This window comes from Micromonospora sp. B006 (assembly GCF_003408515.1).
In the GTDB taxonomy this organism is placed as follows: domain Bacteria; phylum Actinomycetota; class Actinomycetes; order Mycobacteriales; family Micromonosporaceae; genus Micromonospora; species Micromonospora echinospora_A.
This window is the reverse complement of sequence record NZ_CP030865.1, coordinates 6,686,769-6,700,124: the sequence shown is the minus strand read 5'-3', so window position 1 is coordinate 6,700,124 and position 13,356 is coordinate 6,686,769. Positions and strand designations below refer to the sequence as shown.

The 13,356-nt window shown below is 72.6% G+C and carries 12 protein-coding genes; 7 read left to right on the top strand and 5 right to left on the bottom strand.

Annotated features, from left to right (window positions below):
* Nucleotide 1: 1 nt before the first annotated feature.
* The 5 genes from MicB006_RS29980 to MicB006_RS29960 form a co-directional block, all read right to left on the bottom strand.
* A complete protein-coding gene (locus tag MicB006_RS29980) occupies nt 2-505 on the bottom strand; it encodes a DUF2231 domain-containing protein (RefSeq protein WP_116510634.1) in 504 nt (167 codons plus the stop codon).
* Between the two features lie 76 nt (nt 506-581).
* Nucleotides 582-1,298, bottom strand: a complete 717-nt coding sequence (locus MicB006_RS29975) for a GAF and ANTAR domain-containing protein (protein ID WP_225980574.1) — start codon at nt 1,296-1,298, stop codon at nt 582-584.
* Between the two features lie 193 nt (nt 1,299-1,491).
* Nucleotides 1,492-3,786, bottom strand: a complete 2,295-nt coding sequence (gene secA2, locus MicB006_RS29970) for an accessory Sec system translocase SecA2 (RefSeq protein WP_073829715.1) — start codon at nt 3,784-3,786, stop codon at nt 1,492-1,494.
* A 161-nt stretch (nt 3,787-3,947) separates the two neighbouring features.
* Complete coding sequence (locus tag MicB006_RS29965) at nt 3,948-5,036, bottom strand: zinc-binding alcohol dehydrogenase (RefSeq protein ID WP_116510632.1); 1,089 nt, start codon at nt 5,034-5,036, stop codon at nt 3,948-3,950.
* Nucleotides 5,029-6,051 carry a Gfo/Idh/MocA family protein gene (locus tag MicB006_RS29960; RefSeq protein WP_116510631.1) on the bottom strand — a complete coding sequence of 341 codons (1,023 nt, stop codon included), beginning with the start codon at nt 6,049-6,051 and terminating at the stop codon, nt 5,029-5,031. The genes MicB006_RS29965 and MicB006_RS29960 overlap by 8 nt, the downstream gene beginning before the upstream one ends.
* Nucleotides 6,052-6,253: 202 nt before the next feature.
* Between MicB006_RS29960 and MicB006_RS29955 the strand changes: the two genes are divergently transcribed.
* From MicB006_RS29955 to MicB006_RS32570, 7 genes are all read left to right on the top strand, one after another.
* A complete protein-coding gene (locus tag MicB006_RS29955; protein WP_184685699.1) occupies nt 6,254-7,285 on the top strand; it encodes a glucosyl-3-phosphoglycerate synthase in 1,032 nt (343 codons plus the stop codon).
* A 19-nt stretch (nt 7,286-7,304) separates the two neighbouring features.
* Nucleotides 7,305-8,459 (top strand): glycosyltransferase, encoded by a 1,155-nt coding sequence (locus tag MicB006_RS29950; protein ID WP_116510629.1) that lies wholly within the window; start codon nt 7,305-7,307, stop codon nt 8,457-8,459.
* Between the two features lie 120 nt (nt 8,460-8,579).
* A complete protein-coding gene (locus MicB006_RS29945) occupies nt 8,580-9,032 on the top strand; it encodes a DUF4383 domain-containing protein (protein WP_225980864.1) in 453 nt (150 codons plus the stop codon).
* Nucleotides 9,033-9,166: 134 nt separating this feature from the next.
* Nucleotides 9,167-9,898 carry an ATP-binding protein gene (locus tag MicB006_RS29940; RefSeq protein ID WP_073829720.1) on the top strand — a complete coding sequence of 244 codons (732 nt, stop codon included), beginning with the start codon at nt 9,167-9,169 and terminating at the stop codon, nt 9,896-9,898.
* Between the two features lie 87 nt (nt 9,899-9,985).
* Complete coding sequence (gene ctaD / locus MicB006_RS29935; RefSeq protein WP_116510626.1) at nt 9,986-11,989, top strand: cytochrome c oxidase subunit I; 2,004 nt, start codon at nt 9,986-9,988, stop codon at nt 11,987-11,989.
* Between the two features lie 275 nt (nt 11,990-12,264).
* Entirely contained in the window at nt 12,265-12,849 is a 585-nt protein-coding gene (locus MicB006_RS29930; protein ID WP_116510625.1) for a winged helix-turn-helix domain-containing protein, read from the top strand.
* Nucleotide 12,850: 1 nt separating this feature from the next.
* Entirely contained in the window at nt 12,851-13,345 is a 495-nt protein-coding gene (locus MicB006_RS32570; protein WP_225980573.1) for an MFS transporter, read from the top strand.
* Nucleotides 13,346-13,356: the final 11 nt, after the last annotated feature.

The following is a 13,356-nucleotide window of genomic DNA, read 5'->3' as shown; positions in this document are numbered from 1 at the left end:
GTCAGAAGGGGCGCGGACGGGCGATCTCGACGGTGGACCCGGCGGGCACGTCGGCGAACGTCTCGAAGCCCCTCGGCTCGGTGGCCCGCTCGAACTGCTGCATCAGCCGCGCGCCCAGGGCCACGCCGACCGCACCGACGACGAGCGCGACGAGTTCGGCGGCGAGCAGGACACCGGTCGCGCCCCGCTGCGGCGCGCTCGCCCGGATCAGGCAGGAGAGCAGGAACAGCGCCGCCATCACGGCGTTGACGAGGTTGAACATCAGCACCGTACGGCTGGTCCGGCCGGCCCGCACGTCCCACAGGTCGACCATCCCGGCGACAGTGGTGAGCCCGGCCGCGACGAGCGCGGCCACCGCCGTCCAGTAGCCCACCTCACCGAGGAACGCCGGACCACCCGCCACGTCGGCCAGGTCGAAGACCGCGGCACAGACGAACAGGCCGAACGGGAACGTCACCAGCATCGGTTGGATGGGGTGCCCCTGCACCCGTAGACGGCTCTGCATCGCTTCCTCCCCAGGTCCGCGCAGCTCACCAGTCCAGAGTGCTACCCGAGGCGTCGCGAGGCGAAACGACTGTCGCTCAGTTGTCCCGGGGCCGCGAGACGGTCAGCACGAGCCGCTCGGCCACCTCGCGCAGCGGGATGTCCAACGAGGAGGCCGCGCTGCGCAGCACCCGCAGCGCCTCCGGGGCGGGGCAGCCGCGCTGTGTCATGATCACGCCGACGGCCTGTCCGACCACCCCCTCGGCCAGCAGCGCGTCGTCGAGCTGACCGGCCCGGGTGGCCGCCCGCTCGCGGTCGCGCGCGGCGGCGAGCAGCAGCCCGGCGTGCTCGGCCAGGAGCATCGCGGTGAGCTGGTGCCGGGGCGTCAGCGCATCGGGCGAGTCGGCGTAGAGGTTGATCGCGCCGATGACCTGCTCGTCGATGTCGACCGGCGCGGAGATCACCCCGTGCACCCCCAGGGCGCGGGCCCGCTCGCTCCAGACCGGCCAGCGCGTGTCGCCGGACAGCCCGCCCGCGGTGATCATCTCCCGGCGGCGGATCGCTGTCATCGCCGGCGTGTCCGGGCCGTGCCGCAGGTCGTCCAGCTCGGCCCGGTCCGGGTCGGAGGCGGCCACGCCGGCGGGCTCACCGGCGCGCAGCACGGTGAAGCCGCAGCAGTCCACGGCCGGCACGGCGTCGCGGGCGATGCGGACCAGGCGGTCGAGCGCCTCGTCGAACCCGGCCGCGCCGATCAGTCCGGCGGTCAGCTCGCGCAGCAACGCGGCGGTCTCCAGCACACCAAGGTTGTCGATCATGGGTTGACGCGTGTCGAGGTTCACCGGGCCGTGGCCTCCACCGTCCACCCGATGTTCCCGCTCGGCGTCGTTGCCTGTCCCATGTCCGTCCCTCCTGTGGCCGGGCCTCGGCCTACTACCCTCCCAGACCGCGGGCGAAACCGCGCAAAAAGGGCCTCTCCCGGTCGCGCCGGAAGGGGCCTTTCCGCGCGGGTCAGCGCGACCCGGAGATGAGCCGCCGCCCCACCGAGGCGATCAGCCGGTCCAGCTCCGAGCCGAACGGGTTGTCGTGCACGAGGTACGTCCAGGTGGCGCTCGGCCGCACCAGCTTCGACGAGTCCGGCTCCCAGCCCTCGTCGAACTCGGTCTCCTCGAACGTGGCCACGGTCCGCGTCTCGATCTCGGGCACCAGCGCGTTGAACGCCGGCACCGCGCTGCGGTGGAACTCGTCGAGCGGGTCGAGCCGGCCCAGCGCCCGCAGGTGCACGCCCTCGCGCACCTCGGACAGCTCGGCCAGGTGGTCGGCCCAGAGCCGGTCCAGGTGATAGAGGGCGATCTTGCGGGCCACGTCGGCGAGCAGGTCCTCGTCCATCTCGCCGGCCTTCTCCGGCACCCGCTCCAGCAGCATCAGCGCGGCGATGTCGCTGGTCAGCAGCCGCTCCCGGCGCTCGGCGAGCGCCTTGCGCTGCTGCTCGATCACCTGGCTGTAGCGCCACGTGTTGCGGTGGATCTCGTGGTTGACGCCCTCGGCGACGCGCTGGGCGTGCTCGACCGCGTAGTCGACCTGCGGGTCGGTGACCAGGCCGTCGGCGTTCATCCGGGGCGAGGCCGGGACGGTGTCGCCGGCGTGCCGGACGACCAGGTCGTCCTCCAGGCTGACGAAGAACACCGACCCGCCCGGGTCGCCCTGCCGGCCGGCCCGGCCGCGGAGCTGGTCGTCGACCCGGCGGCTGTCGTGCCGGCCGCTGCCGATCACGTACAGGCCGCCCAGCTCCGCCACCCGGTCGCGGTCGGCCTGGTCGCTGCCGCCCAGCCGGATGTCGACGCCCCGGCCGGCCATCTGCGTGGAGACCGTCACCGCGCCGTACGCGCCGGCCTCCGCGATGATGCCGGCCTCCTCGTCGTCGTTCTTGGCGTTGAGCACCACGCACGACACGCCCGCGGCGTTCAGCGCGGCGGCCAGTCCCTCGGACTCCTTGACGTCGAGCGTGCCGACGAGCACCGGCCGCCCCGCCTGGTGGCAGCGCGTGATCTCGTCGACCAGCGCCTCCTCCTTCTCGGCGCGGGTGGCGTAGATGCGGTCCGACTCGTCCTCGCGCACGCACGGGGTGTTCGGCGGGATCACCGCCACCTCGAGGCCGAAGAACTCACGGAGCTGGTCGCCGACCAGCACCGCGGTCGCTGTCATCCCGCAGACCGTCGGGTAGAGCGCGATGTACGCCTGCACGGTGACCGTGCCCAGCACCTCGCCCTCGGCGGTGGCGTCCAGCCCCTCCTTCGCCTCGACCGCGGCCTGCAACCCGTCGGGCCAGCGGCGGCGCTGCGCGACCCGGCCGCGCATCTCGTCGATCAGCTCGACCGAGTCGTCCCGGACGATGTAGTCCACGTCGCGGTGCAGCAGGGCGTGCGCGTGCAGCGCCACGTTCACCGCGGAGAGCTGCCCGACGTGCTCCTCGTCGTACAGGTCGATGCCGCCGAGCTTGGCCTCGACGGTGGCCAGGCCGATCGAGGTGAAGGCGACGCTGCGGCCGTCCTCGGCGACCGTGTAGTGCTTGCCCTTGCGCAGCCCGCGCACGAGCGCGGCGGCGGCGTGCACCGGGTCCTGCTCGCCGCCGACCGCGCCGGCCAGCACCATCGGCACCCGGGCCTCGTCGATCAGGATCGAGTCGGCCTCGTCCACGATCGCGGTCTTCAGCGGCGGCTGCACCCGGTCGGCCAGGTCGGTGACGAGCTGGTCGCGCAGGAAGTCGAAGCCGGCCTCGCTGACCGAGACGTAGGTGACGTCGCAGGCGTACGCGGCGCGCCGCTCGTCGGGCGTGGACGCTTCGTTGACCCAGCCGACGGTCAGCCCGAGCAGGTCGTAGACCGGCGTCATCCACTCGGCGTCGCGGCGGGCCAGGTAGTCGTTGACGGTGAGCACGTGCACCGGGCCGTTGCCCAGCCGCACGTGCCCGTACGCGGCGACGGTCGCGGTGAGCGTCTTGCCCTCACCGGTGGCCATCTCGGCGACCTTGCCGGACAGCAGCGCCATCGCGCCGAGCAGCTGCACGTCGTAGGGGCGCTGGTCGAGCCCGCGCCGGGCCGCCTCGCGACCGATCGCGCAGATCTCCTCGTATCCCGACGCCTGACCGGCGGCCTCGGTCAGCTCGGCGTCGGAGAGATTCTCCAGGTCAGCCTCGCGCGCCTCGATCGCCGGCAGCAGCTTCTCCAGCGGAGCCAGTTCGACAGTCGTCCCCGGGCGCTGGAGGAACCGGCGGAACCTGGTCTTCAACCGTTGCGACACACCCATGAGCGGCAACGGTACGCGAACCGGAGCCGATTGTGACCCCCGCCCGCCGCGCGCCGGGTTCCGCCCGTCGCGTCCGCTTCGGTCGATCATGAGGTTGGCGGCGTCCGGCGTCCGTTTTGTCGCCGCCAACCTCATGATCGACGCCCTGGAAGGGGGGCGGGTCAGGGGGTGAGGATCGCCTGGAGTTCGGAGCGGCGGCGCTCGGCCAGGTCGGTCAGCAGGGCCGGGGCCTCGTCGAGGGGGACCACGGCCGAGATCAGGTGCTTGCGGATCACGTCGCCGTACTGGCGCAGCAGCTCCACCGTCTCCGCGGACAGCCGCTCGCGGTCCCAGGTCGGGGTCAGGCCGCGCGGCACCCGGCCGATCTGCGCGCAGCGCAGCGACAGCCCGTTGTGGTGGAACTCCTCGCCGAGCCGGACCGCGTCCGCGCCGGCCTGGTAGAACGCCAGGTCGATCACCGTGCCCTGGGGGCGCAGCAGGCGCAGCGCGAGCTGCAACGCCCAGTCCTGGCCGCGGCACTGGAAGACCACGTCGGCGCCCCGGTCCCCCGCCGCGTGGTTCCACCGGGTCTTGAGCAGCACGGCCGGGTCGTCCGCGTCCGGGTCGAGCGTGTCCAGCCCGAGCGCCTCGGCCACCTGCCGGCGCGCCGGCGTCGGATCGACCACCACCACCGAGGCGGCGCCGTGGCGGCGGGCGAACAGCGCGGTGAGCAACGCGACCACGCCGCCACCCACCACCGCCACCCGGCGCCCGCGTACGCCGTCGCCGAGCGTGCGCACGTCGGCGCCGCACAGGTCGGCGGCGGCGTGCAGCAGCCCGTTGGCGCAGATCGGGCCCATGTGCGCGACGTAGACGCCGAGCAGCGGGTCGAGGTCGTCGGGCAGCGGCACGAACCGCTCGGTCAGCGGGTCGGCGACCCAGCCGCTGCGGTGCCCGTACGTCATGGCGCCGACCTCGCCCACCGCGACGGCCGGGGTGCGGGTCTCCACCACGCGCCCGACCTGCATGTAGCCGAGCCGGGTCACCGGGTACGGCGTGCTCGCCCCACCGGGCCGGAACAGCCCGAGCCCGGCGTCCCAGGTGACGTGCAGGTAGGGATTGGTGCCCTTGACGAAGCTCAGCTCGGTGCCGGCCGAGACGCCGCTGTAGAGCGTCTCCACCCGGAACGTGCCCTCGCGCAGCTCCGGCGCGTCCAGTTCGGTCAGCTCGACCCGGCCGGGTCCGGTAACAACCACCACGCGGTCACGCATCGACGCTCACCCCCGCGTCCGCGACCGGCACGGTGAGCCGTGACGCCGGACCGGTCGGCAGCGCCACCGGCCGGCCGGTCCGCGCCGACTCGGCCACCGCGAGCGCGAGCCGGTGGGTGCGCAGCGCCTCGGCGTACGGCACCCGGACGTCGTCGCCGAGGCCGCACACGGCGTCGACGAAAGCCCGGTCGACGGCGACCCGCGCGGCATCCGGGTCGGCGGACAGGTGCCGCTCGCCGTCGCCGTCGCGGATCGTCAGGCCGTCCTCGGCCAGCCACAACGCCAGCCCGTCGGCGAGGATCTCCACGCCGGCCCGGTGCTTCCAGCCCAGCACGCACGACGCGGCGAGCGTGCCCACCGCGCCGGAGCCGAAGCGCAGCGTCGCCGCGGTCACCGAGTCGATGTCGGCGCCGTCCACCGGCGGCGGGCTGCCGTCGCCGTACGCGCTCACCTCGACCGCCTCGCCGGCCAGCAGCCGCACCAGGTCGAGCACGTGCGCGGCCTGCTCGACCACCGGACCACCGGAGCGGTCCCGCCGTGCCCACCAGGCCACCGGCGGCACCTTGTCCAGCCAGGCGCCGTTGACCATCCGCACCGGACGGTCGGCGAGCAGCCGCCGGGCCTCCTCGACCACGTGCAGGTAGCGCCAGTGGTGCCCGACGCCGGTGAGCAGCCCGCGCCGCTGCACCAGCGCCGCGACCCGCTCGGCGGTCTCCAGGTCCAGCGCCACCGGCTTCTCCACGAACATCGGCACCCCGGCGGCGACCACCGCCTCCTCGACCGGGCCGTGCGCGAACGGCGGCACGCAGACGTACACCGCGTCCGGGCCGGCCCCGAGCAGCTCGTCCACGTCACGGAACACCCGGCCGCCGTACGTGCCGGCGAGCGCGCCCGCCGCGTCCGGCGCGACGTCTGTCACGCCGAGCAGTTCCACATCCTCGAAGTCCGTGAGCACCCGGGCGTGGCGTTGCGCCACCCCGCCGGCTCCGACAAGTCCCACCCGGCAGGCACGCATCCGACCAACCCTCTCACCACGACTGGAGAAACTGCGGACACCACTCCCCCCGGCGGCGTCGCGCCAAACTCCGCCGAGGTGCGCAACGCAACGTTCATGCGCCCGGAACCTCCCGGTACGCGGCAGGTGATCAGGATGTTGGGCAAGATCCGGTTAGCGCGGATGCGGGATTGGGAAAACCAGATCCGCTTATCCACCGTCGATGGGGGTGCCTGTGCGGGAAGCAGATTCGACCGTCTCACCAGTGGTTGAGGCGTGGGCCACGTACCGCACCAGCACCGCCGCCGACTGGCCGGCGCAGCGACTGGTGCGTGCCAAGGGAAACAGCCGGGTCAGCGTGGTGCTGCCGGCGCGCGACGAGGAGGCGACGGTCGGCGCGATCGTGTCGACGGTCCGGGAGCACCTGATGGACCGGGTGCCGCTGGTCGACGAACTGATCGTGGTCGACTCCCGCTCCACCGACCGGACCGCGCAGGTGGCGCGCGCGGCCGGCGCCGAGGTGGTCAGCCAGGACGCCATGACGCGCGGGCTGCCCCGGCTGACCGGCAAGGGCGACGCGCTCTGGGCCGGGCTGGCCGCGGCCGAGGGGGACGTGGTCGCGTTCATCGACGCCGACCTGCGCGAGTTCCGGCCGCACTTCGTCACCGGGCTGCTCGGGCCGTTGCTCACCGATCCGGGCGTGGACTTCGTGAAGGGCTTCTACCACCGGCCGCTGGTCGGCGCGACGAGCGTGGAGCCCGACGGCGGCGGGCGGGTGACCGAGCTGATGGCCCGGCCGCTGCTCAACCTGTTCTGGCCGGAGCTGGCCGGCTTCGTGCAGCCGCTCGCGGGCGAGTACGCCGGCCGCCGCCAGGTGCTGGAACGGGTGCCGTTCGTCACCGGGTACGGGGTGGAGACGGCCATGCTCATCGACCTGCTGGAGATGGTCGGGCTGGACGCGCTGGCCCAGGTCGACCTGGGCGAGCGCAAGCACCGGCACCAGGACACCGCGGCGCTGGGCCGGATGTCGGCGCAGATCATGCTGACCGCCTGGTCACGGCTGCAACGGCGCGGCTGGGCGGCGCCCGGCGTATCGCCGGGCGCGCTGCTGACCCAGTTCCGCCGCGGCGGCTCGGAGGCGCTGCCCAACCTGGACCGCGAGATCGTGGTCAACGACGTGTCGGTGCAGGAGCGCCCGCCGTTGGCCCAGTTGCGGCACCGCATCCCGCGCCGCCGCCGGGTCGCGGCCGCGTGAGCGCGAGGAGGACCAACACATGACGCTCACCGTGCTGATGAACGCCGGTCCGTGGCTGTCCGTGCCGCCGCCCGGCTACGGCGGGATCGAGAACGTGGTGGCCACGCTGGTGCCGGAGCTGCGCCGGCTGGGCGTACGGGTGGTGCTGGCCTCGGTGGAGAGCAGCACGCTGCCGGTGGACGAGAAGATCGCGGTCTTCCCGGACGGCCAGTTCCACGCGCTGCAACGGCCGTACAACCAGGTGTGCGGCGTGTCCCAGGCGCACCTGGCCGGGGTGGTGCGGGCGCTGCACGCCCGCGACGACATCGACCTGGTGCACGACCACGTGGAGGCGGTCGGGCTGGCCACGCTCGCGGCGATGGGCCCGGACGCCCCGCCGGTGCTGCACACGCTGCACTGGGACCTGGCCAAGCACCCCGAGCTGTACGGCAACCTCGACGGCGGCGACCGGGTACGGGTCAACGGGGTGTCCGCGTCGCAACTGGCCCGGGCGCCGGAGGCGCTGCGGGCGCACTCGGTGGGTCACGTGCACCTGTCCACCCCGCTCGCGGTGGGCGCGGACCGGCACGCGCCCGTGCCCAAGGGCGACCACGTGGTGATCCTCGGCCGGATCAACCCGGGCAAGGGGCAGGACCTGGGCGCGCGGCTCGCCCACAAGGCCGGTTTCCCGCTGGTGCTGGCCGGGCCGGTCGGCCCGTACCACCGGCCGGAGGATCTCGCCGCGGCCGGCGGCGAGGCCCGGCAGAACCCGGACGTGCGCTTCTTCCACGAGCACGTCGCGCCGTACGTCGACGGGGACCGGGTGCGCTGGGTCGGCACGGTGGCCGGGCGGGACCGCGACGACCTGGTGGCCTCGGCCCGGGCCTCGCTGTTCCCGCTGCGCTGGGAGGAGCCGGGCGGCACCGCGGTGGTCGAGTCGCTGTCGCTGGGCACGCCGGTGGTGGCGACGGCCCGGGGCTGCCTGCCGGAGCTGATCGAGCACGGCCGCACCGGCCTGCTCACCGGCGACGAGGAGGAACTGGGCGAGATGGTCCTCGCCGCCGGCGGCCTGGAGCCGGACGAGTGCCGGCGCGAGGCGGCCCGCCGGTTCACCCCGGCCCGGATGGCGCAGCGCTACCTGGAGCTGTACGAGCGGGTCCGCCAGGGCGCGGCGCAGCCGTTGCAGCCCGCCTGATCCGGTCGCGAACCCGGCGCCGGCCCGGCCACCCCGCGTGGCCGGGCCGGCGTTTGTCCGCGCCCGGCCCGGGAAACCGTCGCTGCCCCGCGTGGCGAGGAGGCCGGCGTGACGAACTCGATGGCGCACTCCCGGGCGCGCCGCAACCCGGCCGACGGCGGGGCGCCGGTGCGCCGGATCGCCTCGGGGTTCGCCGTGCTCCTGCTGCTGCTCGGCGCGCTGGGCTTCGTGCCCGGCATCACCAGCGACTACGCGGACCTGCGCTTCGCCGGCCCGGGGTCGGGCGCCCGGCTGCTGGGGCTGTTCCAGGTCTCGGTCGTGCACAACCTGGTCCACCTGGTCCTCGGGGTGGCCGGGCTGGCGCTGGCGCGCAGCGTCGCCGGGGCCCGCGCGTTCCTGATCGGCGCCGGGGCGATCTACCTGGTGCTGTGGCTGGCCGGTCTGGGAGTCGACCGGCGCGACGCGGCGAACGTGCTGGCGGTCAACCGCGCCGACGCCTGGCTGCACCTGCTGCTGGGCGCCGCCATGCTGGTCCTGGGCCTGCTCGCGGCGCGGCGCGGCGACCGCCGCTGACCTGCGCTCCGGTGACCCGGATGCCCGGTTTCGAGGGCCGGGGGCCCGGGTACGTCCGTAGTCCTCCGGCTGCGGGAGGCGGCGACCGCCGCAGCCGGGCGACCCTCCCCGACGAAACGGAAACGAGGACGGCGATGGTGACCCGGATCAGGTGCGAGGTCCGCGACGAGTCGCCGGTCACTGTCGTACGGCTGGCCGGCGCGCTCGACCTGGCCACGATGCGCGCGGTGCACGAGGTGCTGGACCGGTGCCTCGCCGCGCAGCCGGACGCCCTGGTGGTCGACCTGGAGGAGATCGAGGTCGGCGAGCCGCTGGCGCTGTCCGTCTTCGCCGCCGCGGCGCGCCGGGCGGCCGACTGGCCGGCGGTGCCGATGGTGCTGGCCGCGCCACCGGCCGAGACGGCGGCCTGGCTGAACGAGACCACCGCCTGCCGGGTGGTGCCGGTACGGCGGGACTGCGCCGAGGCGGCGGCGCTGGCCGGCGAGGACTCGACGCCCCGGCTGCGGGCCCGGCTGGAGCCGGTGGCCGGCGCCTGCCGGCGGGCCCGGGAGCTGGTCACCGAGGCGTGCGGCAGGTGGAACGTGCCGGAGCTGGCCGGCCCGGCCTCGCTGGTGCTCAGCGAGCTGGTCGGCAACGTGGTGCGACACGCCGGCACACCGATGCAGGTGACGCTGACGCTGCGCCGGCCGTACCTGCGGGTGGCGGTGATGGACGGCAGCCCGGCCGACGCCCGCGCCGCGAGCAGCCGCGACCCGCGCGAGGAGGGGGGCCGCGGGCTGATGCTGGTGCGGGAGCTGACCCAGCGCTGGGGCAGCACCCCGGTCGGCGCCGGCAAGGTCGTCTGGGCCATGCTCCCAGCTAATTGACCGAATTCTCCGCTCTCGCCTGGTTACATGGGCAGGGGGCCGGGTACGCCCGCCCGTCCTGTCTGTCGTCACACGGGGTGAGATGCCATGCCCAAGCGGGTAGTCACGGAACCGGCACGAGACCGGGGGCCCGCGATCCTCGCGCCGGCCCGGTTCGGGGGCTTCCCCGGGCCCGTACGGGAAGCGGTGAAGGGCAACGCGCTGTGGCGGTTGCTGCGCACCACCGACGCCAAGCAGATCGGCCTGCTCTATCTGATCACGTCGTTCGCGTACTTCATCGTCGGCGGGATCCTGGCGCTGGTCATCCGGGCGGAGCTGGCCCGGCCGGGGATGCAGATCGTCTCCCCCGAGCAGTACAACCAGATGTTCACCATGCACGGCACGGTGATGCTGCTGCTGTTCGCCACCCCGCTGTTCTTCGGGTTCGCCAACTACCTGGTGCCGCTGCAGATCGGCGCCGCCGACGTGGCGTTCCCCCGGCTGAACGCGTTCGCGTACTGGCTCTACTTCCTGGGCGCGCTGATGGTGGTGGGCGGCTTCGCCACCCCGGCCGGCGCGGCGGACTTCGGCTGGACCGCGTACACGCCGTTGAGCACCGCGCAGCACTCCCCCGGCGTCGGCGCGAACCTGTGGGTGGTCGGCCTGGCCGTGTCCGGCCTGGGCACGATCCTCGGCGCGGTCAACCTGATCACCACGATCGTGACGCTGCGCGCGCCCGGCATGACGATGTTCCGGATGCCGATCTTCACCTGGAACGCGCTGCTCACCAGCGTCCTGGTGATCTTCGTGTTCCCACTGCTGGCCGCCGCGCTGCTGGCACTGGCCTCGGACCGGCTGCTGCACTCGCACGTGTACGACGCGACGACCGGCGGACCGATGCTCTGGCAGCACCTGTTCTGGTTCTTCGGCCACCCCGAGGTGTACATCATCGCGCTGCCGTTCTTCGGCATCATCACCGAGATCATCCCGGTGTTCTCCCGCAAGCCGATCTTCGGCTACACCGGCCTGGTGCTGGCCACCATCGCCATCACCGTGCTGTCGATGACGGTCTGGGCGCACCACATGTTCGCCACCGGACAGGTGCTGCTGCCGTTCTTCAGCATCCTGAGCTTCCTGATCGCGGTGCCCACCGGGGTGAAGTTCTTCAACTGGATCGGCACCATGTGGAAGGGCCAGATCACGTTCGAGACGCCGATGCTGTTCGCCGTCGGCTTCCTGGTGACGTTCCTGCTCGGCGGCCTGACCGGGGTGCTGCTGGCCAGCCCGCCGCTGGACTTCCACGTCACCGACAGCTACTTCGTGGTGGCGCACTTCCACTACGTGATGTTCGGGACCATCGTGTTCGCCGCGTTCGGCGGGCTCTACTTCTGGTTCCCGAAGATGACCGGTCGGCTGCTCGACGAGCGGCTGGGCAAGATGCACTTCTGGACCATGTTCATCGGCTTCCACGCCACGTTCCTGGTGCAGCACTGGCTGGGCAACGAGGGCATGCCGCGCCGGTACGCCGACTACCTGCCCGGCGACGGCTTCACCATGCTGAACACGATCTCCAGCATCGGCTCGTTCGTGCTCGGCGCGTCCACCCTGTTCGTGATCTGGAACATCTGGAAGTCGTGGCGGTACGGCGCGCTGGTCACCGTGGACGACCCGTGGGGCTTCGGCAACTCGCTGGAGTGGGCCACCACGTGCCCGCCGCCGCTGCGCAACTTCGACCGGATGCCGCGCATCCGCTCCGAGCGGCCGGCGTTCGACCTCAAGTACGGTCCGCTCGTCTCCGACCTGGGCCGGGACCTGCCGCAGCGCACCACGAAGCCGCCGCAGACGTTCCGGGAGGAGTTGCACCACGAGCACCACGTGCCGGAGTCGCCGTCGGCCGGCGGCGCGTACGGCGCGCCCGAGGCGGTGGACTACCAGCCCGCGCCGCAGTCCGGCGCCCGGCCGGTGGAGGTACCGGCGCCGGAGGAGGTGCGCCGGCCCAGCTTCGAGGAGACCGACGAGCCGGAAGGCAGCGCGCTCAACGCCGAGCGCGACGAGCAGCCCAACGACAGGTGGCGGCACCCACGCGGGCACGGGGACACCCCGGAGAACTGAGGGGCGGGTCTGACCTTCGATCCGCTTTGCGGTTGGCTGATCTTTGCGGGCCCGTCCCAATGGGGTGATGTCGTGTTGGGGCGCTCGTGAGTGAACAGGCGGCGTATCCGAGTGACCTGCTCGCTGCCCGCACAGCTGGCAGCATCATGCCTGCTCACAGCGAACCTGCTCAATTCTCGGAAGATTCGGTGAGACGAGGCCTAAACGAAACAGTCCTTGTGAGTCACTGCCACCGTAGCGTATAAACGAAAGAAGTCTTTCGTTTAGGAGCGTCGATGGAGCAGCAGGAGCCGGAACGCCGGGTGCGTGTGCAGGACGCGACCATGCTGCGCGCGCTCGCGCATCCGCTGCGCCTGCGGCTGTTGCGCTACCTGCTGGCCGCCGGCCCGAGAACCGCCGCGCAGTGCGCCGAGGCTCTCGGCGACACCGGGTCGAACTGCAGCTACCACCTGCATCAACTCGGCCGTCACGGCCTCATCGAACGGGTTCCCGCCGAGGGGGCCAACCGGCGTGATCGGCCCTGGCGTGCCGCCTCCGTCGGGTTCGAATTCCTGCCTGAGCCGGGTGATGTTGACGGGCAGCAGGTCAACGAGGCGCTGACCGCGCTCGAGCTTGAGGAAGTCTTCCGGGCGCTGCAGCGCTACCAGCACCAGCAGCACAAGCTGACCGACGAGTGGCGGGAGAGCGCGACCTTCCACAACTACACGCTCTCGGTGACCCCCGAAGAGCTGCGGCACCTCACGCTGACCCTCGACGCCGTCATCCGGCCCTATCTGCGTCCGATACGCAACGCGCCCCCCGAGGAAGCGCGGCCGGTCAGTCTCAGTCTGCAGGCATACCCCACTCCTGAGTTCATCTGAGATGTTCACGCTGCTGCGTCACCGTGAATTCGTGCTGCTCCTGGTTGCCGGGCTTTCCTCGAGCGTGGCGAGTTGGCTGCTGCTCACCGGGCTGCCGATCTACGTGTTCGGGGTGACCGGCTCGGCGTTCATCACCTCCGCGGTCTTCCTCGTCGAGCTGCTGTGCGGCATCACGCTGGGATCATTCGCCGGCGCCTTGGCCGATCGCTTCGACAGATTCCGGCTCATGAGCTGCGTCGCCGTGCTGCAGGCGGTGGCGGTGATCCCCCTGCTGGGTCAACCTGAGCACCATCTGTGGATCATCTCGCTGGTCGCCGGGGCCCAGGCAGTGCTGACCCAGACGTTCGACTCCGCCCGCAACGCCGCGTTGCCGGGCATCGTCGAGGCCGCGCACCTGGTGCGCGCCAACAGCATGGTGGCGCTCAACATGAGCGTGGGACGGCTCATCGGCGGCTCGCTCGGCGGGTTCGCGATCACCCGCGAAGGCACCCGTTAGCTGGCGATCGG